Here is a 22022-nt window from a genome sequence, read left to right on the forward strand (position 1 = left end):
TAATGTATAATGTATAATGTATAATGTATAATGTATAATGTATAATGTATAATGTATAATGTATAATGTATAATGTATAATGTATAATGTATAATGTATAATGTATAATGTGAACATTAAACACCTTCTACATCAATAGAAACGGGCTTTAGCCCGTTTTTTTGAAAGAACCATCCAGTTTGGCTTTAGCCGAAACCTAAAAACGGTCTCCCATACTCACATAATAATGCTGTGCTGATCCATTCATAATCAGGCCTTTTTTATTAATAACATAGTTTTTTAAAAGAAGTCAGATATTGGTAAACGCAATAGTCAAAAAATGGTTCATCACTTGATTTGAAAGTAAAATAAATCCAATTGAAAAATATGCATACCATTACGTTTACCAAAAATGACAAATTGTAATTAAAAACTTATCGGATTTTTCCTATCCATTCAATACCACTGATATCAACAAGTTTTAAGCTATACATATTATCTTTCAGAAGAATATCTCTGATGTCAATCATAATATCAGCTTTTGCTCCCAATGGAAGCACCAGGCTGTGTTTCCCGGGTTTTACTTTAGCTACATAATGGTTGTGAATGTTTTCTTTGGAAAATTCTGAAAGCTCCTGATGATTCAGTTCTTTTAATATATTTCCATTTTTATCCAGAATGTGGATCCCTATGAGGAAAGAGCCATATACATCGGCACCTTCAGTTCTATAGACTTCAAATTTTAAATCTGAATTATTGTGTGAGATATTGGAAATTTCAACCTTTGGTTTTACCGATTTATTGTGTAATGTTCCCCAGACGCCACCATGAAAATATTGGTTGGTGTAAAGGGTAAGTCCAAAAATAATCAAAGAACCTGTCAATACAATAATCTTAGGTTTTGAAATGGGTAAATTGCCGGAACCCAGCCATTTAAACCATTTTTTTTGAGTAAAAGCTCTGTTTTTCTTCATAAAATAGTAGTCCAGAGAATAAGGACCGCTTCCCGTGAGAAAAAGAACAAATCCGCCTGCAATTCCCAAAACGCCGATCTGCCATTCATCAAGGCATGTTGTTCCCAGCCAGCCTGAACCCAGAAGAATTCCTAAGGCAAGACCAAAGATTCCGATACTCATGAACCGGGTGAATAATCCCAGAATGATACATAAACCTACTATAGCTTCAATAATGGTAAAAATCATCATAGACTGCTGTAGGGCATCTGGATGGGTAACTAGATATTCAATAATGGGTTTTATTCCTAAGGCATTCGGTAGAAAGTGATTGAATTTTTCTCCGATATATCCGTTTTCATCGGGAGTAAGTTTGTTTTCCAGGATAAGCCTGCGCCAAAAAGCTGAAAAATAAGTCCATCCGATAACCATTCGGAGAGATAAAGTGTATAAGCCTGCCAAATCTGAAGACTGGCTTTTTATGGTATGTTTCATTAAAGTTTATTTTATGTAAAAGACTGATTGAGTTTGATGTTTTTAAACCTGTATCAAACTTAATTTTAATCTTTTAAACAAAATATACTTTGGAGGACTGTTGCCTGTGGTATGCCCGGAGTATTTGTTGAAAGAGAATCTTTCATTTTCCGTTTTTTGTACTGAGAAATTCAGATAAAAGAAAGGCTTACCGATTAATTTAATATTGGATTTTGAAACTGAAAATCTAGATGTTGTAGAAGATATATCGCAGCTGAAAGGGTAGGAGGAAGTTGTTTTTACCTTATTTAAGCCACTGATGTACTGGATGTCAAAAATGTCAAGAACATCTCTTTTTACAGAACATGGTGATAATGAAAATGCCAGAATAAGCATCGTTATGATAGCTTTATAGGTCTTTATATGGATTCCTGTTTCTGACATTTTTACAAAACTACACTTTATTTTAAATGTAGGCTTAATAAATTATAAGAATTCATCTTAAGTAAGGGAAGAGAAGGCTGTCCGGCAGCTTAAAATAATTAATTTATAGTCTGTTTAAAGAAATGAGGCTAAAAAAATAAAATTTAAACCTCTCCTGACTAACAGTTGTCATACCCCTGCCTTATCTTTATCATTTCTTACTGACGAAGGGGTTGTGGAAAAAATATTATATTTCAAATTTTAACAAAACAGAAAATATACTTACATGAGTTATTGTTTAGCCATAGATGGGATGCAGCCTGAAAGCAGAAAAGAGCTGCACAAAAATTATCATGATAATTATTATGGATTTCCTATTCATGATGATAATGAGCTGTTCGGAAGATTGCTTCTCGAAATAAATCAGGCCGGCCTCAGTTGGGAAACGGTTTTAAAAAAGGAAGAAAGCTTCAGAAAAGCATACAGCAATTTTGATATTCAGAAAGTGGCAGCCTATACTGAAGAAGACCGTGAAAGACTGCTGAATGACAGTGGGATCATCAGAAATAGATTAAAAGTGAATGCTGCGATTGAAAATGCCAAAACCATTGTGGAACTTCAGAAAGACTTTGGTTCTTTTGAAAAATGGCTGGAACACCATCACCCTAAAACATTACAGGAATGGATGAAGCTTTTCAAAAAAACATTCAAATTCACAGGAGGAGAGATTGTAAATGAATTTTTGATGAGTACGGGCTATCTGAAAGGATGCCATACAGAAAGCTGTCCTGTTTATGATAAAATTTTGGAACAAAATCCGCTATGGAAACAAGCTGAAGATAACTTATAAAATCAATATTAATTTGTGCCGGCTGATATTCTGTCGGCACAAGTTTATGCTATCTTAAATTTCTTACTTCAAAAGCTGTTTATGTTCATTTCCCCATTTTTCAAACTCCAGAATAATAGGTTTCAGTTTATACCCAATTTCTGTAAGTTCATATTCTACCCGTGGTGGAACTTCTGCAAAAACAGTTCTTGTAATAATTTGGTCTTCCTCAAGTCTCCGAAGCTGTAAGGTAAGCATACGCTCAGTAATATTCTGAAGCTTTTTTTTAAGTTCTCCAAACCTCATTTTGCCGTTGATCAGATAACAGCAGATAGCCAAAGACCACTGCCCTCCAATAAGGTTGGAAGCATAGATTTCCGGACATTCATCAGCAAGAGCTTTTTTATTGGCAAAATTAGTGGAGGTTTCTTTTATTTTAGTCATTACTTACATTTTTTATAGTACCATACAATAGGTTGCTAATGTACAAAATGTAAGTTACGTGTCGTATTTTTGCCATAGAAATTTAAATTGAATGAAAACCTTAATTATTGTCACTCATCCTGATATTGAAAAGTCTGTAATCAATAAAAGATGGATTGAAGAACTCAAGAAATTTCCTGAAAAATATACTGTTCATCAGCTGTATGAAGCATATCCTGATGGAAAGATTAATGTAGCTAAAGAGCAGGAACTGATGGAATCATATGATAAAATTGTATTTCAGTTTCCTTTTTACTGGTTTAGCAGTCCGCCGCTGTTAAAACAATGGCTGGATGAGGTTGTTTTGTATGGCTGGGCCTATGGAAGCAGCAGCGGTTATAAGCTTGGAGGAAAGAAAATGTCTCTGGCTGTTACTGCAGGAATTGATGAAGATGGGTATAGTGCATCCGGAGAATATAAATATACAATGAATGAACTTTTCCAGCCTTATGAATTGACCTTTGACTATATAAAAGCAGAGTATAAGGACCCTTTTGTATATTACGGAATAGAACGTAATTCTTCTGATGAATGGATTGAAAGAAGTGTTCCGATGTATCTGGAGTTTTTGGATAAATTATAATGCAATAAAAGTAAATTGACTTATTCGGATTTCCTATTGTAAGTTCAACTTATTTTTTTTCCGAATTTGCTATACTCATTGAAGATTATTCCTGATTGTATTCAAAGGGTTCAATATTTCCGTCCTGCACATACTTTTTTATGGTATTGCTGTCTATTTTAAATGGAACATCCTCATACTTCCAACCATCGACAGGGATTTTTAAATCAATAAGATAATTTTCAATAGAGTAGATACCAAGGACCTTTGCATTTTTAGGTTTTAGAGAGTCAAAAATGATAAGAAACTGATCCCCTTTTTGGTAAGAACAATTTGTAGTTGCGAAATATATTTTGTCTTTAACCCGATATTTATAATCTGTTCCTACACCATTGTTATTCTTCTGATGCCAGTCTGTAGTAGCCTCCGCAACTGTATATCTGGGTTTTTTGAGCATCTGTTTTATCCAGAAACTCTCATGAACAAAACTCAACACAATCAATATTATAGTTAAAACTGGAAGAATAATAGAGAATTTTTGTACAATACTTTTTTTCATTCCTGGAAATATTTTATTTACTCAGCATTTTTCTCCATGGCATTCACAGATATATTTCATAGTCTATTTTATTTTTAACGAAAATACTTAAAAATCCTTATCCCACCGTAGGGGTATCCTCTTCTTTCAGGATTTTTTTCTCTTTCATAGAGAGCATCATTCTTTCATACTTGTATTTTTCCCAGTCAAACTGGTTGAGAAAATCAAGTGCTGCCTGAAAGCCTCTGTTGAAAAGCTCTTCCTTTTCCTCTTTTTTCATGAAGAAGTTAAGCCAGCTGCTGGTTCCGCAATTGACGGTTTGTATACTGAACAGATGATAAAAAGTATGTTTGGTAAGAAAGGTTTTGTCATTAAAACCTTTTAAAGTACTGATGATATTTCCGGCATAGGTGAAGGGTGTTTTAAGAATTTCCTCGCTTGTTTTTCCTTTTTCAGAAAGAATATCGGAATCATTGGTCAATTGTACTCCAAAAAGGGGCATTCTTGGATAGAAAACTTCATCCGCATGGAAAATATCGATCGGGAAATTGGAGATACTGCCACCATCAATGAATATACCTATAGGATTAATATCCTGCGGTTTGGTATTCATCCAGAATTTCCAGGCATATTTCACAGAATCATCATCCTTATTGATTCTTTTCTGAAAAGGTTCAAAAAAGAAAGGCACAGACATGGAAGCTCTCACAAATTCTGCAGGGCTGATGCGTTTGAGCTCTTCTTCAGACCAATACAAATTGGCCATGGTAGGAAGTTCTACTTTTATTTTGGCATTAATATCTGTGGTGATTACAATATATTCTGACCGTAGCTGATAAAACGGATTGTTTTTGTAATAATCATTATTCACGGCACTTTCGTAGAAAATTCTGTACCGGGTCTGGTCAATATGTTCCAGGTTTTTAGTTTTAATCTTTTCTATACTCTGCAAAGCCCGTGTATAATATTCCTCGCCGTTTCCATAACGGTAATTGAGGTTAAGGTTGTGTTCTTTGCGGATAAATTTTTCATTGAGGTTGGCAACCGTTTTTATTCCAAAACTATCAAGGGCATTTCTCATGGTATCCGTGAAAACATTTCCGGGGTTAAGTCCGCTGTTTTCTTTTCTGAAATTGTTGTATAGCTTTTTGATACAGAAAAAGAGAATAACTGCCGGAATCAGAGGGATCAGAAACATAAGCTTGGCATTCAGTATTGTTTCTGATGGAACTGCAAAAGGAATACTGATGAGAATAATGAACAGTGCTATGGCAATAATGAGATTAATGGTAAAGAAGTTCTTATTGTTCAGCATGGAATGGAGGGTTGTTTTTACATATGTTTTACCATCCATAAAATCAGCAAAATTCCAGCTGAAAAGAATATCTTTAATAAGCTCACTTTTGGCTTCCTCTTTAGTTTTACAGGCTGCAATCAGCATAGTATTAATGGCTCCGGCACTGGTTCCCGCCACCTTTAAAAAACGGACTCCAAAGATCTCCAACCCATAAAGATAGCCTACCAGGGCACTTCCCCAGACTCCGCCTCCTTCCTGTACAAACTCTACATACTGATTTCCATGCTGATCCAGTAGATCAGAGAATTCTTTGGATGAAATATTTTCATGCAGGGCCGCAAGCTTTTCCTTTGATGCTGATGAAAGCGAATTATCTTTCAGAATTTTTTTAAGATCCTCAGTTTTCATAGTTTTTTGTTTTTTGTGGTTGGAAAAGACAGAGGCAGTCTCTCAATGAACTGATGCCACTGCTCTGCTTCATTCTTTGCTGGCTGCTTATTGACTTCAGATTACCATTGTTTGCGCCTTACATAGATAAATGTACTGATCACTACAGTAGCCATGATCCCCATCGTTATAAAATAGCCATATTTATGATGAAGCTCAGGCATATTATCAAAGTTCATCCCATACACACCGGCAATAAAGGTGATTGGTAAAAAATAAACCGAATAGATAGCCAACACTTTCATGACCTGATTGGCTTTTTGATCAGAAAGTGCAAGAAACATAGAAATAAGGTTGGTGATCTGTATATTTAAATGGTCGAAATCGGCAACTACATCCTTATGCTTGTCTTTTAAATCGACAATTTCAGAATCCTGAAGATCCAATAATTTAAATTTGTCTATAGCATCGGTAGAAATGATCAACACCCGTGAATTCAATCCGGACTTCCGTTTCAGTTTATAAAGTCTTCGGATCTGACTGGTATGATTGGTGTTCTTGAGGAAAATCTCATTCTCAATATTGTCCATAGTTTCAAATAAGCTCAGGGATTCATCATCAAAGCTTTTCATGATCAATATAGCAATCATTAAAAGAACTTTCTGAGGAGTAACGTCTTCCTGAATTACCGATATCTGTTTCTTGGTCTCAGAAATACTTCGGGTCTTCATCCTGTGGATTGTGATAATGGTATTATCCAGTAAAAAAACTCCGATCTTGGTACTGATATCGCTGATAGTATTCAGATTTTTTCTTTCCAGCTCTGTGCTCTCACGAAGGAGAAAGAATTTTACATTACCGTCCTCTTCATATTTGGGAAGGTGGTTTGGGTCCATGGTATCTTCCAGAAGAAGGTTGTTAATTTCATATCTTTCATGAAGAAACTTAAGGTCTTCTGCTGTAGGAGCCTCTACATCTACCCATTCACACTGGGAGCTTCTGTATATTATATCAATTGGCATAAAGTAAAAATACTAATATTTTGAAATACTATGTTTTAAATAAGTTTTATCTTTACCAAAATTAAAAAACTATATGATTAAAAGTACCATAAAAGGAGTAGGATTTTATGTTCCGGATAATGTTGTTACCAATGATGATCTGTCGCAGTTAATGACCACCAATGATGAATGGATTACAGAAAGGACAGGGATCAAAGAAAGAAGACACCGTAAGAACAGAAATGATTCTCAGGAAACTACTGCTTATTTAGCATTTAAAGCCTCAGAAAAAGCACTTGCAAATGCAGGTCTTACAGCTAAAGATATTGATTACATCGTTTTCGCTACCCTTTCACCGGATTATTATTTTCCGGGCTGTGGGGTGTTGCTTCAGGATATGCTGGGATGTGATACTATTGGAGCGCTGGATGTGAGAAACCAATGTTCCGGATTTGTTTATTCTATGAGTGTGGCCAATGCCTTTATTAAATCCGGTACTTATAAAAATATCCTTGTGGTGGGGGCCGAAGTTCATTCTTTCGGATTGGATTTTTCTGATGAAGGAAGAGGAGTTTCTGTTATTTTCGGAGACGGAGCAGGAGCAGTGGTGCTTTGTGCTACAGAAGATGAAACTTCAGGAGATATTTTAGCGGTAAATATGCATTCTGAAGGTAAATATGCAGATGAACTCTGTACACAGTTTCCAGGTTCTAAATTCGGATGGAGCGATAGAATGAGAAAAGAACCGGAAAATGTAACCAATAAAGAAGTTTATCCGATTATGAACGGTAATTTTGTATTCAAGCATGCCGTAACAAGATTTCCGGAAACGATGTTGGAAGCTTTAAATAAAGCTGGAAAAACAGTTGAAGATCTTGATATGTTCATTCCTCATCAGGCAAACCTTAGAATTGCCCAGTTTGTTCAGCAGAAATTCGGATTGCCGGATGAGAAGATCCATAATAATATTCAGAAATATGGAAATACAACGGCAGCTTCTATTCCAATTGCTTTAAGTGAAGCCATTGAAGAAGGTAAAATAAAAAGGGGAGACTTAGTCCTTCTTTCTGCATTTGGAAGTGGGTTTACGTGGGGAAGTGTTTTGTTTGAATATTAAGATAGAGCTACCATTTTATTTAATCTTCGGATAGACCCTTAAAGGGATGATTTCCTTCCGTGAATAGTGGCAGAATCATAGATTCGACAAAAGATTGTTACATAAAAACCCGGCAGATTTTATCTGCCGGGTTTGTTTTTTTATGCTTTATCTGTTAAAGACTTTTTAGTAATTTTTCTGTATCTGCTGAATCTTCTCCGGAAGTTTTTGCCAGTTCAATAGACTTTTCAGCCCATATTTTTGCATTTTTCTTATCACCTACTTTATTATAGAGGTTAGCTAAAGTATCTGTATTGGCAAAGCTTTGATCTTTTTTTACAGATTCCTGTGCCCAGGTGATAGCTTTTTCTAAAGATGCTTTGTTATTTACATTTTCAAAGAAATTCCAGGCAAGAGAGTTTAATTCTCCGGAGCTTGCCGTAGAATAGTCCTGATACAGCTCAAGGATTAATTTTTCATAAACAGGAATATCTTTGTTTTTTAAAGCTCTGTTGGCTTTCATTCTCTTTAATACCTTTTCAGCTTCCTCTTTGCTTAGGAAAGTCTGGGTTCCTGTCATAAAATAATTGTCATTCCATGTTTTTGTATCTGCATTATAAGCCTTTTGCGCTACGGTATTTACTTTGATGTTTTTCTCAAATTTTTCATATTTATCTGCTGGATAAAATTTGATGATTTCAGCTTTCTTTTCCTGGAATATTTTATACAAAGGACTCTCTGTACTTTGTGTTCCTGAAAGAAGAATCTGAACATCTTCCTGATCCAGGGCAGTTTTCTGCTGGAAATAACGGGTCAGTACTTTACCGGCAAATTCAGTATCATTGTAAAGGGTAAGCCCGGCAATATTTTTTAAAAATTCAGGATCTTTTTCTCCATTTTCAAACTTTTGCTTTAATGCGGTTAGTTTCTTGTTAGGATCCTCAGCATCTTTTGCAAATTGGATGAAGTCTTTTTCTTCTACATAGCCTATCGTTCTGTGTACAGTTTCACCGTTTGGATCAATAAATAGATAAGTAGGAAATACTTTTACATTGTATTTTTTAGCCAATTCAACACCTTCTCCTTTTTCCATATCAATCTTAGCATTGATGAAGTGAGAATTATAATAATCACCTACATTTTTTAAAGGGAAAATATTTTTTACCATCAGTTTGCAGGGACCACACCAAGAAGCATAGGCATCAATGAATATGAGTTTGTTCTCTTTTTTTGCTTTGGCAAGGACAGACGCAAAGTTGCCGTCTTCAAATTTTATACCCTGTGCAAATGCAAAAATCCCTATAAATAAAGCTGAAATTATAGCTAATCTTTTCATGAAATTAATTTTGTTCCATACAAATGTAATAAATATGATGACAATTAAGTCAATCATTTTGGAAATAATTACACATAAATCTTGATTTTAGTATAGGCATAGTTTTGATATGAAAGATGATCATGTATTATTTTGTTCTTATTATTAAAATTAATGTAAATTGACGATTTGGTTTAAATGATTAAATTACAGGAGAATATTTTAATAAAAAGTAAAATATTAGTAGTTTTGTAAAAAACAAAAAGACACCCCGTTGAAAAGATGATGAGTTATTATAAAACAAGAATAATAATTTGTTTTTTTATGCCTAAAAATGTACTCCAGCTTTTGTTTTTTCTTGCAACAGCAATCCCGATATCTGCTCAGGAAAAGAATAGTTTTGACCAGATCTGTGAAAAGACAACTGTTGTCACTTCTCATAAAAATTTGGCGGCAGCTTTTAAAACTGCGGACTCTCTCTATATAGCTGCACAGACACCACAGGAAAAGATAAAAAGCCTTATTCTTTCTTCGGAACTTTATCACTATTCAGGGAATTTTAAAAAAGCTATTGGTTATAGTGAGACTGCACACTCTTTAATTAGCCGGACCAATGATCCGGAACAGATGATTTATATCTGCAGGCTGCTGGCCAAACAATACAGACAGGTTGGGCTTTATGAAAGGTCAAAAAAATATATTGTAAAAGGTCTTGAATTTTCTAAGCTGATCACCGATTTTCAGAAAAGTAATGAAACAGCAGGCCTGATGAACCAGGAAATGGCTTTTTATGAAATGGAATTAGGTAATTATTCAAATGCTATAAAGGATATTGAATCTTCTCTTACATTTTTTGAAAAAGCAAAAATTTCCAATGAAAGCAGAACAATCGCTGTTTCTTATCAGGTTTTGGGAGATGTATATTTTAAGCTTAATGATTACCTCGTTTCCGAAAATTATTATAGAAAAGCGGAAGCACTACTTAAGAAAGGAAGCTGTACGTTAGGGTTGATTTATAATGGTCTCGGAGGAATCCGCCTAAAACAAAAAAACTGGAAAGAGGCAGAGATGTATCTTAAAAAAGCGGAAAAAATTGCAGATACCTCCCGAAGCCTTAAACTCCGAAAGGCTGTATATTCTAATATTAATGATTATTATGAGGATATTGGTGATACATTTAAGGCATCTTTGTATGCTGTGAAATATGTAAGAGCTTATGACAGTATTACGGTCCGCAATCAGGAGTTTGTCACTAAAACCCCAGAAAATACCATCAATAAAACCGCTAAAAACGGAGAACTGAATATTGTAAAGAATGTTGCCATCATTATATTATTCATATCCATTATTGGATTGATTATATTCTTCAAAACAAAAGAGAAAAAGCAGCGCTCAAAACTGAGAAGTATGATAAGGACCCGCCAGCAATTGGCTTATGGTTCAAAGGAAAGAGTAGAACAATCCCCTAATGAAACTGAATTTTCAAATATTTCTGTTGAAGAAATAGAAGAAAAAGACAGTGATGCCGGTAAAAAGAGAAATGAATCTCTGATGACTTCTGAAACTGAGGCGAAATTATTGGAACTGCTGGAAGATTTTGAAAGAGGAAAACTCTATAACAGTAAAAGTATGTCATTATCTTTTCTTTCGGGTGAACTTAATACCAATACAAAATATCTGTCCTATGTGATTAATCAGCACAAAAGTGCTGACTTTAAATCTTATATTAATCGATTAAGGATCAATTATATCGTGGATAAAATTATCAATGACGAGAAATACAGACAGTACAAAATAAGTATTTTAGCTGATGAATGTGGCTTTTCTTCACACAGTAAGTTTGCTGCGGTATTCAAAGCCGTAACTGATTTCTCTCCATCAGCATATATTAAGCATCTGGATTCTGAAAATCAACCAGATAAAGATGTCCGTTTTCAGGAAAATGATTAAAAATCACTGTTTTTTTTAATTCACTGTTGCTATTTTCACGAAAATGAACAACCTATTGTTTTATATCATAGGATTGCTATCCTATCTTTGCTTCAGCTTAACGGGAATGATCACTATTATACTACAGTTAATCTCTATTGTATTTACAGAATATGTTTTCTTTTACAATAGAGAAACTACTTAATTTTAATCAAACCAAAAATTTTAATCCGGAATTCGTGCCTATTTCTTCACCATGAAATAATCACGGTTCCTTGTTTTGTCTTCGTAGGAAATATACCTAATCGAAAAGTTAGGGAATACAATATAATCGGGGTTGATTGCCCGGTTTTTTTCAGTCAAGTTTTTTTAAGTGCAAATCCACAGATATTCTGTGGATTTGTGATTTTATTTAGCCCTTGTACTGTCTGTTTTTGTTGTAGTGTCGGAAGTTACCGGTGCCTGCTCAGAATTGGCGACAGCAGAATCTCCCATTTTGTTTCTTAAAGAGTCTTTATTGTGAGCATCCTTGAATTCTTCTCTTTTTTCTTTGTTTTGAGCACAGCTCCCCAGAAAGAAAAGCCCTAAAATAGCTCCTATCCAGAATTTTTTCATAATGATATTTTTTTTGATTGATCTTATCAAATATAGTGATTTAATTAAAAAGATTAAAAGAACTTTGCTAAATATCAGCCATCAGCCATCAGCCATCAGCCATCAGCCATCAGCCATCAGCCATCAGATAAATGTAAAAAAAAATCTGCAGTACTTTCAGCTGCAGATTTTCCATTTTAAATTAAACGTTATAATAACTTATTTGACAGGAGTTGTTACCATTGAATCTTTTTTCATCTTGATACTGTCAGGATTCGCCACTTTCGTACGCATTGTATCAGTAGTAGAGGGTACCGTTTTTTGGGTATTGTCTACTGCTGTTGAATCAGTATTACTCGTTGACATAGTTGATTCCTTGGTTCCACAGCTCACTGCAAATAATCCTACTCCAATGGCTGCTAACAAAAACTTTTTCATACAATTTTATTTAGGGGTGTATTAGTGAAAAATCAACAATTATTCCTAAGTGGTAGTAAGAAATTGTAAAATATAGGTAAAGTTTGTTAAAAAATGTTAGAAAAGCAACGGATGGTAGGTAGTTTTAGGGTATTAGAATAAGTATTAGAGTATTAGAGTGTTAGAGTGTTAGAATGGAGAGAATAAAATACTGTTATGATAAAAGAAACCGCGTATCCGATAACATTATACCTTACGCATCCCGAATCTCGTATCCCGCACCCAACCACAAAAAAGCCCCGAAACCGAAATTCCGAGGCTGTATGGAAAGAATAGATAACAATAGCTCATTACCTATACTCATTACTTATTATCCTAGGTATGGATATTTGTAGTCTTTTGGAGAAACAAATGTCTCTTTTACGCTTCTTACAGAGGTCCATCTTAGAAGATTCATCTTAGAACCTGCTTTATCGTTGGTTCCTGAAGCTCTACCACCACCGAAAGGCTGTTGTCCTACTACAGCACCTGTAGGTTTGTCATTGATGTAGAAGTTTCCTGATGCATTTTCCAGGGCTTTGTAAGCCTCGTTGATTGCATAACGGTCTTGAGAGAATACAGAACCTGTCAATGAATAAGGAGAAGAAGAATCAACTACTTTTAGCGTTTCTTTCCAGTCCTGATCTTCATATACAAATACAGATAAGATAGGCCCGAAGATTTCTTCCACCATACTTTCGTATTGAGGGTTTGTTGTTTCAATCACTGTAGGGTGCACGAACCATCCTTTAGAATCATCACATGTACCACCAATAGCTACTGTAGCTTCACCTGAAGCATTAGCTCTGTCGATGTATCCTTTACATTTTTCGAAAGAATTTTTGTCGATTACCGCATTCACAAAGTTAGAAGGGTCTACCGGAGAACCAATTTTAATACTACTCATCTGAGCCTCCATTACTTTTTTCACATCAGCCCAAAGAGATTTTGGAACATAAGCTCTGGATGCTGCAGAACATTTCTGTCCCTGGTATTCGAAAGCTCCTCTTACCAAAGCAGTAGCTACCGCTTCTACATTAGCAGAAGGATGAGCAATTACAAAATCCTTACCTCCTGTTTCTCCAACAATTCTTGGATACGTTCTGTAATTATGGATATTGTCACCAATCATTTTCCACATTCCCTGGAATACTTTTGTAGAACCTGTGAAGTGAAGACCCGCAAAATCACGGTGTGCCAATACTTTTTCAGCTGTTTCTTTACCATCTGTAAAGATCATGTTGATAACCCCTGCAGGAAGACCCGCTTCGATCAATACATCCATGATTACTTTTGCAGAATAAACCTGCTTATCGGAAGGCTTCCATACCACTACGTTTCCTAACATAGCCATACAAGTAGGAAGGTTTCCGGAAATAGCTGTAAAGTTGAAAGGAGTTACTGCGAAACAAAATCCTTCCAATGGTCTGTATTCTACGCGGTTCCAGATACCATTATCAGAAACAGGCTGCTCAGAATACATTTCTGTCATGAATTCTACATTAAATCTCAAGAAGTCAATGAACTCACAAGCTGCGTCAATCTCAGCCTGGTGTACATTTTTAGACTGTCCGATCATGGTGGCTGCATTAATCACATCTCTGTAAGGCCCAGCCAAAAGATCAGCTGCCTTTAAGAAAATGGCTGCACGCTGCTCCCATCCCAGTTCATTCCATTCTTTTTTAGCTGCCAATGCCGCATTGATGGCGTCATCTACATGCTGCATATCACCCTGGTAGTAAAATCCGAAGTCATGAGCATGATCCTGTGGAGACTGAAGCTGTACTTTTTTATCAGTTTTTACTTCTTTTCCGTTGATGATCATGGGAACTTCTACCTTCTCTGCCCACATTTTTTTATAAGTGTCGATAAGGCTTTTAACTTCTGGAGATCCCGGTATATAAGAATTTACCGGCTCATTTACCGCCAATGGTACTTGCGAAATTGCTTTTGACATATTACGTTGTATTATTTTTTAATTAAATAAGTATGTTGGTATACAAATTTACGACAATTATAAGGAAAGAAAAAAATACAGCAAATTTTTATAGAATAAACCTTTTTATTGCGGGATGCCAGGAATATATCTTTTTTAATGATGGAAAAATGATGATTTTTAACGATTTTATTTGATATTTTAAATAGAATAAAACAGAGCTGAATTCTGATTCTGATATGAATTAGAACTATAAAAAGTTTGTCATAGTTGATGAAATGCTTTTAAGTATTGTAAACTAGGTGGTTATGCATGAATGTGAATTTTACATGAAATTGCATTTGTCGCGATTTTGAACATTTTAAATAATCTTTTTGATAGCCCGGTTTTTAAGATTACTCTAATTTTACACCATTATTAAAAGGTATGAAAAAAAGAGTTGTCTTTTTCTCTTTTCTGTTGTTTTTCGCGGTTTTATGTGCAGGTCTTTTTGCACATAAGGGGAGAACTCAGGCGTACTCTGATGTGCTTTCAAAAATTCATCTTCTTCAGCAAAAATCGGATCAGCAGACGCAGCCTGAAATGTATAGTTTTTCAGACGTACAGGATGTTCAGGACTCCAATGATTGGGAAAAGGTAAAATTTGATTATTCAATACTTGCACAGCAGTGGTTTCACTATTTCTTTGCAGAATATACCTATAATAATCAGGTTGCGGCCGTTCAAAACCGTATTTATATTACAGCACCAAGGTACATTCTGTACCATTCTCTGCAGATAGCAGGCTGCTAATTCCTTTGTAATTTTAATGGTCCATTGACAGGATTTACATTGTAAAAGATGCATGTCCGGAGGATTCATTCTTCATGTTAACATTTCTGAGTATTTCTATTTGCCTTTTCTGAAAGGCAGACCAGATACTGTATATCCAATTTTAAAATAAAAGAACAATGCACTTAACACCGAGAGAAACGGAGAAGCTTATGCTATTTCTGGCAGGCGAACTTGCTCTAAAAAGAAAGGCAAGAGGCCTTAAATTAAACTATCCAGAATCCATAGCACTAATCAGTCATTTCCTGCTTGAAGGAGCCAGAGACGGGAAAAGAGTGGCAGAACTGATGCAGGAAGGTGGAAACCTTCTTACAAAAGAAGATGTAATGCCGGGCGTTGCGGAGATGATCCACGATGTTCAGATTGAAGCTACTTTCCCTGATGGAACTAAGCTGGTAACCGTACACAACCCAATCCGTTAATACCAATTTCATCATGATACCAGGAGAAATTTTTGTAAAAGAAGGCACAATTATCTGCAATGAAGGCAGAGAAACTGTCAAAATAAAAGTAACCAATACAGGAGACCGCCCTATTCAGGTAGGTTCCCATTTCCACTTTTTTGAGGTGAACAAAGCCATGAGTTTTGACCGTGAAAAAGCTTTCGGAAAGAGACTCAATATTGTAGCAAGTACTGCAGTGCGTTTTGAGCCGGGAGAAGAAAAAGAAGTGGAGCTGGTAGAAATAGGAGGAACCAAAAAAGCAATGGGCTTCAATAATCTTGTTGACGGACAGGTAGATTCTGAAGAACAGAAAAAAGCAAGCCTTGCAAAAGTTGAAGACTTAAACTTTAAAAATCATTAAGATGAGCTTACACGTAGACAGAAAACAATACGCCAATATATTAGGTCCTACAGCCGGAGACAAAATCAGACTGGGAGACACTGAAATTATCATTGAAATTGAAAAAGACTTCACCCATTACGGAGATGAGGCCGTTTTCGGAGGAGGAAAAACCGTACGCGACGGAATGGGGCAGAATGTTACTGCAAAAAGAGACGAAGGTGTTTTAGACCTTTGTATTACCGGTGCAGTAATTATCGATCACTGGGGAATTGTAAAAGGGGATATCGGAATTAAAGACGGTAAGATTGTAGGGATAGGAAAAGCAGGAAACCCTGATACCATGGATGGCGTATCTCCCAATATGATCATCGGAGCTTCTACAGAAGTTCATGGGGGAAAAGGATATATTGTAACAGCAGGAGGAATTGACACCCATATTCACTATATCTGTCCACAACAGATCGAAACATCTTTGTACAGCGGAATCACCACAATGATTGGTGGTGGGACGGGTCCTAATGACGGAACGAACGCTACTACAGTAACTCCAGGGAAATTCAATATGCAGAAAATGCTTGAAGCGGCTGAAGAGTATCCTATGAACCTTGGATTTTTCGGAAAAGGAAACTGTTCTGCAGAAGAACCTATCGAAGAGCAGGTAGAAGCAGGCGCTTTAGGAGTAAAAATTCATGAAGACTGGGGAGCAACTCCGGCAACAATTGATGCAGCGCTAAAAGTAGCAGATAAATATGATGTTCAGGTAGCTATCCACACGGATACCTTAAATGAAGGAGGTTTCCTTGAAGATACCATGAGAGCAATCAATGGAAGGGTAATCCACACATTCCATACAGAAGGAGCTGGTGGAGGACATGCACCGGATATCATTAAAGCAGCAATGTACCCTAATGTACTTCCTGCTTCTACAAACCCAACCCGTCCTTATACTATTAATACGATCGATGAACATTTAGATATGTTGATGGTATGCCATCACCTGAGCAAGAATATACCTGAAGATGTGGCATTTGCAGATTCACGTATCCGTCCTGAAACCATTGCAGCAGAAGATATCCTTCACGATATGGGAGTTTTCAGTATCATGAGTTCTGACTCTCAGGCGATGGGAAGACCGGGTGAAGTAATTACCAGAACCTGGCAGACCGCCAGTAAAATGAAGGAACAGAGAGGAGATCTGGAAGAAGATAAAGAGACCGGAAATGATAACTACCGTGCCAAAAGATATGTGGCTAAATATACCATTAACCCTGCTATTGCACACGGTATTTCAGAATATGTGGGATCTCTTGAAGAAGGAAAATTGGCAGATTTAGTGATTTGGAAGCCGGGATTATTTGGTGTGAAACCCGAGATGATTGTCAAAGGAGGATTTGTAATTGCCGCTAAGATGGGAGATCCTAATGCTTCTATTCCGACGCCTCAGCCCATTATCTACAGAAATATGTTTGGAGCTCATGGGAAAGCTAAGTTTGGTATTTGTGCCAACTTTGTTTCTCAAATCTCCATAGATAACGGAACCATTGCATCCTATAAACTGGAAAAAATGATCCTTCCTGTGAAAAACTGTAGAAATATTTCCAAAAAAGACCTTATTCATAACGATAAGACCCCATTAATTGAAGTGAATCCTGAGAACTATAAAGTAACAGTAGATGGAGAGTACATCACTTGTGAACCGGCAGAAAAACTTCCTTTAACACAGTTGTATTACTTGTTCTAAGATAAACATACCAACCACTACAAACCTTATAGGTTTCTAAAACCTATAAGGTTACTTAAAAATTGAAAAGTTTATCCAATAGAATTTAAAATAATTATAGAACTAAGTTTAGAATGAAATACGTAAATAAAACAGTTTGCTCCCTTGCTGTAGCCGGAATGACAATGCTTTCAGGAAATATAAGCGCTCAGTTTCTGGGGGGACACAGGCTTACAAGTGATGAAGAGGGACCAAAAGGACAATTTATGGTGTATGGTTCATTGGATTACTCTAAAGTTACTACACCATCCACCAGCAGCAGTACGGTTTCAAGTGCTCCGCTTGGAGTAGGATACTTTATCAATAATAATGACCTTATCGGAGTGAATTATGCATACTCACAAAACTCTGTCGACCATCATGTAATGTATAAACAAAATGAAGCGGGAATTTGGTACAGTCCGTCATTAATGCTTGGGAAATATTTTGTACTGATCGGGCAGGTTGATGCTCACTATGTCTGGGGACAACAATTGTCCGGAGCTGCAGATTCTATGCAGAACTTTAATGGATTCCGTCTTCGTGCTTATCCTTTGATCGGGATATTGTTAGGCGGGGGTTGGGCTTTAAAGTTCAAGTTTGCTGAGCTTTCAATGCTTCAGACCAAAACAAAACAGGAAGGCTGGACAAAAAGCTATGTAGCAGGACTCAGTGGTTCAACATTCGGGGTAGGCATTTCCAAAAACTTTGACTTCAGAAAAAAATCCGCTAAAGATGATAATTAATCAAACCATAGGCAATCTAACCGAAAATCCTCCAGCAAAAACCATAGATTATCTCGATCTGGAATGGTTTGAAACTACAAAAAGGATCCAACGTAAAAAAACCAGACAGGGAACTGATGTTGCCATTAAATTTCTTAAGGAAGGACAACGTTTGCGTGAAGGAGATATTCTTTTCGAAGATGCAGAAAAAGTAATAGCTGTCAATGTGCTGGAAACAGAAGCTATTGTAATGGTACCAGGCTCTTTATTGGAAATGGGAACGGTATGCTATGAAATAGGAAATAAACATATTCCTCTTTTTATCCAGGAAGATAAAGTATTGCTGCCTTTTGAAATGCCCATGTTCAGATGGCTGGAGGCAAGCGGTTTCAACCCGGAAAAGCAATCCGTAAAACTGCTGAATCTCCTTAAATCCAATGTTGAACCTCACGGACATGGAAGTCTGGGCTCAACAATTTTTACCAAAATCTTAAAAATGGCAGCTCCCAAAGATGAATAATATAAACTTCTTGTCAGGACTGCTTCATCTTGCAGATCCTACACTTCCTATCGGTGGTTATACCCATTCCAACGGGCTTGAAACCTATGTGCAGGAAAGAATAGTACATGATTTACAAACGGCAAAAGAGTTTGTACAGAATATGCTTCAGTACAATCTTAAATTCAATGATGGAGCTTTTGTAAAACTGGCATATAAAGCAGCAGAGAATGGGGATTTACAATTGTTGTTACAACTTGATAACGAATGCAATGCCATAAAATGTCCAAAGGAAATCCGTCAGGCCAGTCAAAAATTGGGATTGAGACTGATTAAAATCTTCAAAAGAAGAGAAAATTTTCCTTTCATGGAGGAATTTGAAAAAGCAATTAAAAATAAAGAGGCCAATTCTCACTACTGTATTGTATTTGGAGTATATGCCTGTTTAATGAAAATTCCTTTATACGAAGCCTTATTAGGATTCTATTACACTTCAGTCGCCGGGATGATCACCAATGCTGTGAAGCTGGTACCGCTGGGGCAGCTTGATGGCCAGGATATTCTTTTTTCCTTATATCCGGTTATGGAAAAAACAGTCTGGGAAACCATGGAGCTGGATAGAGATATGGTGGGACTGTGTAATACGGCTTTTGATATCAGATGCATGCAGCATGAGAGACTGTATTCAAGGCTTTATATGTCATAATAAGCTGAAAAGGTAAAAGGTAAATGATTGGAATGCTGATATTCTTTGTTTAATGCAGCGCCTCTGCGAACTTAAAATATTCTCAATCAAAAAAAGCTTAGCGCCCTTAGCGTTAAAAAAGTCAGAACAAACAAAGTGAAATTTAGAAAAAAATGGAAAATAGAAAATATATAAAAGTAGGAGTGGCAGGACCTGTAGGATCAGGAAAAACTGCATTATTGGAACGTTTAAGCAGAAAATTATTCGGGAAATATGATCTTGGAGTCATTACTAATGATATTTATACCAAAGAAGATGCTGAATTTATGGCTAAAAACAGTCTTCTTCCCCATGAAAGAATTATCGGAGTAGAAACAGGAGGATGTCCTCACACTGCCATTCGTGAAGATGCAAGTATGAACCTTGAAGCTGTAGATGAGCTGGCCGCCCGTTTTCCGGATATCGAACTGGTACTTATTGAAAGTGGAGGTGATAACCTTTCCGCTACCTTCAGCCCCGATCTTGCAGATGTTACGATCTTCATTATTGATGTGGCAGAAGGGGAAAAAATTCCCAGAAAAGGAGGCCCCGGTATTACAAGATCAGACTTATTGATCATTAATAAAATTGACCTTGCGCCACATGTAGGAGCAAGCCTCGAAGTCATGGAAAATGATGCCAGAAGAATGAGAAAAGGAAATCCTTTTGTATTCACGAATCTAAAAACGGACGAAGGACTGGATAAAGTAATCGGCTGGATTAAAAAATATGCCCTTTTAGAAGAAATTGAAGAACCGGATTTGGTAAGATAATGGATAGTCGTTTACATATTATTGCAGGATTCAAGGGAGAAGAATCCTATGTGAAGGATCTTTATGTCTCACTTCCTTTCAGAGTGGTTTCTGTAGGGCAGCGAAAAAGTGACAAAAAGCTCTATCAGATGGTGATGAGCTCCTCTCCGGGAATTCTGGACGGTGACCATTACCATTTGGATGTAGCCCTGGAAAAAGGAGCTTCACTTCAACTGCAGTCGCAGTCGTATCAGAGACTTTTCAATATGAAAGATAAGGCTGTTCAGGAGCTTAATGTTACCATGGAGGATGAAACTTCCTTTGCCTACGTTCCTCATCCTATCGTTCCCCATGAAGATTCCAACTTTAAAAGTAAAGCCAATATTCAGATCGGGAAAAATAGCCAGATCATCATCAGTGAGATCATTACCTGCGGGAGAAAACATTATGGAGAAGTCTTCAAGCTGAAACGTTTTCAAAACCTTATGGAAATCTATCATGACAATAAACTGGTAGTGAAGGACAATGTTGTCATTCAGCCTGATATGATCCCCATCAGCAGTATCGGAAATCTGGAACAGTATACGCATCAGGGAACTCTGATCTTTTACAGCACAAAGGAGAATGTAGACAAAAACGGTCTTATTGAAGAAATTGTTGAGGCCGCAGAACAGCACCGTGAAGAAATGGAAGCAGGTGTTTCTGCTATGGAGGATAATGGTTTTGTAGTAAGAGTTTTGGGACATGGCGGAGAATTGATGTACAATTTTTTCCTTCATATTCAGGAAATTCTCTGGTCACTGGAATAAAAATTAAAATGATTCTTATTGAAGTAGGTAGGCTGATTTTATCGATAGAAGTGGGCTTTAGCCCACGCTGACAAAAGAATATTTTTCAACTGGCTTTAGCCAAAACTTAATAAAAAGAACAAACAATAGATAAACAAAAATGGATAGTACAGTTTGGGCACTTCTTTTAAGTGCTGTTTCAATAAGCTTTATACATACAGCCTCAGGACCGGATCATTATCTGCCTTTTATTGTCCTCTCAAAATCTAAAAAATGGAGCGGGATGAAAACAGCAGTACTCACAGTAGTCTGCGGATTGGGACATGTATTAAGCTCCTTGATTTTAGGGTTTATAGGAGTATTTCTGGGTTGGCAGCTGAATAAAATCTCATGGTTCCAGGACCTGAGAGGAAATTTCTCTGGATGGGCACTGTTGATCTTTGGAGGTGTTTACTTAATATATGGATTGATCCAGGCTGTCAGGAACAAGCCTCACAAGCATTTTGATGTGATGGGGGACGATGTGTATGTGTATGAACATAATCACAGTGAAGTGGTCATGCCCCAAACAAGAATAAAAGTAACTCCACTTGTCCTTTTTATGATTTTTGTAATGGGGCCAAGTGAACCGTTGATTCCTTTATTATTCTATTCAGGAGTAAAACATTCCATATCAGAAATTGCTGTTTTGGTGACTTCATTCACTATTACTACGGTATTAACAATGCTTGGAATGGTTCTGCTGGGACGTTATGGCTACTCAACATTGTTCAATACAGATAAGCTGGAAAGATATATGGGAGTTGTGAGCGGAGTGGTGGTAACAGTTTGTGGCATCGGAATGGTCTTTCTTGGATGGTAAAGTTTCTGAGTTCGAGTGGTAGAGTTTGAGGGTAAAAGTTTTTC

General features: G+C 36.5%; 24 protein-coding genes. 14 read left to right on the top strand and 10 right to left on the bottom strand.

From position 1 onward, the window contains the following. Positions 1-413: 413 nt before the first annotated feature. Both MP477_RS10335 and MP477_RS10340 read right to left on the bottom strand, forming a co-directional pair. Positions 414-1427: a TQO small subunit DoxD gene (locus MP477_RS10335; RefSeq protein WP_257190361.1), complete on the bottom strand. Its 1014-nt coding sequence runs from the start codon at positions 1425-1427 to the stop codon at positions 414-416. Positions 1428-1469: 42 nt separating this feature from the next. After that, positions 1470-1850 carry a hypothetical protein gene (locus tag MP477_RS10340; protein ID WP_257190362.1) on the bottom strand — a complete coding sequence of 127 codons (381 nt, stop codon included), beginning with the start codon at positions 1848-1850 and terminating at the stop codon, positions 1470-1472. A gap of 265 nt (positions 1851-2115) precedes the next feature. On the opposite strand from MP477_RS10340, the gene MP477_RS10345 reads away from it, so the two are divergent. Beyond that, entirely contained in the window at positions 2116-2679 is a 564-nt protein-coding gene (locus MP477_RS10345; protein ID WP_257190363.1) for a DNA-3-methyladenine glycosylase I, read from the top strand. Between the two features lie 63 nt (positions 2680-2742). Here MP477_RS10345 and MP477_RS10350 read toward each other — a convergent pair whose 3' ends face one another. After that, positions 2743-3102, bottom strand: a complete 360-nt coding sequence (locus MP477_RS10350; RefSeq protein WP_257190364.1) for a helix-turn-helix domain-containing protein — start codon at positions 3100-3102, stop codon at positions 2743-2745. A gap of 91 nt (positions 3103-3193) precedes the next feature. Between MP477_RS10350 and MP477_RS10355 the strand changes: the two genes are divergently transcribed. Continuing rightward, complete coding sequence (locus tag MP477_RS10355; protein ID WP_257190365.1) at positions 3194-3724, top strand: NAD(P)H-dependent oxidoreductase; 531 nt, start codon at positions 3194-3196, stop codon at positions 3722-3724. Positions 3725-3809: 85 nt separating this feature from the next. Here the strand turns inward: MP477_RS10355 and MP477_RS10360 are convergent, their stop codons facing one another. From MP477_RS10360 to MP477_RS10370, 3 genes are all read right to left on the bottom strand, one after another. Then, positions 3810-4262 carry a hypothetical protein gene (locus MP477_RS10360; RefSeq protein ID WP_230037920.1) on the bottom strand — a complete coding sequence of 151 codons (453 nt, stop codon included), beginning with the start codon at positions 4260-4262 and terminating at the stop codon, positions 3810-3812. Between the two features lie 97 nt (positions 4263-4359). Beyond that, positions 4360-5946, bottom strand: a complete 1587-nt coding sequence (locus MP477_RS10365; RefSeq protein WP_257190366.1) for a patatin-like phospholipase family protein — start codon at positions 5944-5946, stop codon at positions 4360-4362. 101 nt (positions 5947-6047) lie between these two features. Beyond that, complete coding sequence (locus MP477_RS10370; RefSeq protein ID WP_257190367.1) at positions 6048-6947, bottom strand: CorA family divalent cation transporter; 900 nt, start codon at positions 6945-6947, stop codon at positions 6048-6050. Positions 6948-7020: 73 nt separating this feature from the next. Between MP477_RS10370 and MP477_RS10375 the strand changes: the two genes are divergently transcribed. Beyond that, positions 7021-8043 (top strand): 3-oxoacyl-ACP synthase III family protein, encoded by a 1023-nt coding sequence (locus MP477_RS10375; RefSeq protein WP_257190368.1) that lies wholly within the window; start codon positions 7021-7023, stop codon positions 8041-8043. A 154-nt stretch (positions 8044-8197) separates the two neighbouring features. Here MP477_RS10375 and MP477_RS10380 read toward each other — a convergent pair whose 3' ends face one another. Then, complete coding sequence (locus MP477_RS10380) at positions 8198-9358, bottom strand: thioredoxin family protein (protein WP_257190369.1); 1161 nt, start codon at positions 9356-9358, stop codon at positions 8198-8200. Between the two features lie 303 nt (positions 9359-9661). Between MP477_RS10380 and MP477_RS10385 the strand changes: the two genes are divergently transcribed. Then, positions 9662-11287, top strand: coding sequence for a tetratricopeptide repeat protein (locus MP477_RS10385; protein WP_257190370.1), 1626 nt, complete (start codon positions 9662-9664; stop codon positions 11285-11287). Positions 11288-11674: 387 nt separating this feature from the next. On the opposite strand, the gene MP477_RS10390 is transcribed toward MP477_RS10385, so the two are convergent. The 3 genes from MP477_RS10390 to pruA all read right to left on the bottom strand — a co-directional run bounded on the left by MP477_RS10390 (position 11675) and on the right by pruA (position 14273). Next, the gene (locus MP477_RS10390; protein ID WP_230037908.1) at positions 11675-11881 is read right to left on the bottom strand and encodes a hypothetical protein; all 207 of its coding nucleotides are present in this window, start codon (positions 11879-11881) and stop codon (positions 11675-11677) included. Positions 11882-12079: 198 nt separating this feature from the next. After that, a complete protein-coding gene (locus MP477_RS10395) occupies positions 12080-12298 on the bottom strand; it encodes a cytochrome C551 (RefSeq protein WP_230037907.1) in 219 nt (72 codons plus the stop codon). A gap of 349 nt (positions 12299-12647) precedes the next feature. Next, positions 12648-14273, bottom strand: coding sequence for an L-glutamate gamma-semialdehyde dehydrogenase (gene pruA / locus MP477_RS10400; RefSeq protein ID WP_257190371.1), 1626 nt, complete (start codon positions 14271-14273; stop codon positions 12648-12650). A 405-nt stretch (positions 14274-14678) separates the two neighbouring features. Between pruA and MP477_RS10405 the strand changes: the two genes are divergently transcribed. The 10 genes from MP477_RS10405 to MP477_RS10450 all read left to right on the top strand — a co-directional run bounded on the left by MP477_RS10405 (position 14679) and on the right by MP477_RS10450 (position 21978). After that, positions 14679-15044, top strand: a complete 366-nt coding sequence (locus MP477_RS10405; protein WP_257190372.1) for a hypothetical protein — start codon at positions 14679-14681, stop codon at positions 15042-15044. A 158-nt stretch (positions 15045-15202) separates the two neighbouring features. Next, positions 15203-15505, top strand: coding sequence for an urease subunit gamma (ureA, locus tag MP477_RS10410; protein ID WP_047487498.1), 303 nt, complete (start codon positions 15203-15205; stop codon positions 15503-15505). A gap of 13 nt (positions 15506-15518) precedes the next feature. Then, positions 15519-15887, top strand: a complete 369-nt coding sequence (gene ureB, locus MP477_RS10415) for an urease subunit beta (protein WP_047487501.1) — start codon at positions 15519-15521, stop codon at positions 15885-15887. A gap of 1 nt (position 15888) precedes the next feature. Beyond that, positions 15889-17610: an urease subunit alpha gene (ureC, locus tag MP477_RS10420; RefSeq protein WP_257190373.1), complete on the top strand. Its 1722-nt coding sequence runs from the start codon at positions 15889-15891 to the stop codon at positions 17608-17610. A gap of 113 nt (positions 17611-17723) precedes the next feature. Continuing rightward, positions 17724-18374 carry a hypothetical protein gene (locus tag MP477_RS10425; protein WP_257190374.1) on the top strand — a complete coding sequence of 217 codons (651 nt, stop codon included), beginning with the start codon at positions 17724-17726 and terminating at the stop codon, positions 18372-18374. After that, entirely contained in the window at positions 18364-18873 is a 510-nt protein-coding gene (gene ureE / locus MP477_RS10430) for an urease accessory protein UreE (RefSeq protein ID WP_257190375.1), read from the top strand. Before MP477_RS10425 ends, ureE begins: the two co-directional genes overlap by 11 nt. After that, entirely contained in the window at positions 18866-19558 is a 693-nt protein-coding gene (locus tag MP477_RS10435) for an urease accessory protein UreF (RefSeq protein WP_257190376.1), read from the top strand. The genes ureE and MP477_RS10435 overlap by 8 nt, the downstream gene beginning before the upstream one ends. Positions 19559-19710: 152 nt before the next feature. Beyond that, positions 19711-20349 carry an urease accessory protein UreG gene (gene ureG / locus MP477_RS10440; protein WP_230037894.1) on the top strand — a complete coding sequence of 213 codons (639 nt, stop codon included), beginning with the start codon at positions 19711-19713 and terminating at the stop codon, positions 20347-20349. Further along, positions 20349-21137 (top strand): urease accessory protein UreD, encoded by a 789-nt coding sequence (locus MP477_RS10445; protein WP_257190377.1) that lies wholly within the window; start codon positions 20349-20351, stop codon positions 21135-21137. The genes ureG and MP477_RS10445 overlap by 1 nt, the downstream gene beginning before the upstream one ends. A 139-nt stretch (positions 21138-21276) precedes the next feature. Then, positions 21277-21978: a hypothetical protein gene (locus MP477_RS10450; protein ID WP_257190378.1), complete on the top strand. Its 702-nt coding sequence runs from the start codon at positions 21277-21279 to the stop codon at positions 21976-21978. Positions 21979-22022: the final 44 nt, after the last annotated feature.

It is taken from the genome of Chryseobacterium sp. WG23, from assembly GCF_024586575.1.
GTDB lineage: Bacteria > Bacteroidota > Bacteroidia > Flavobacteriales > Weeksellaceae > Chryseobacterium.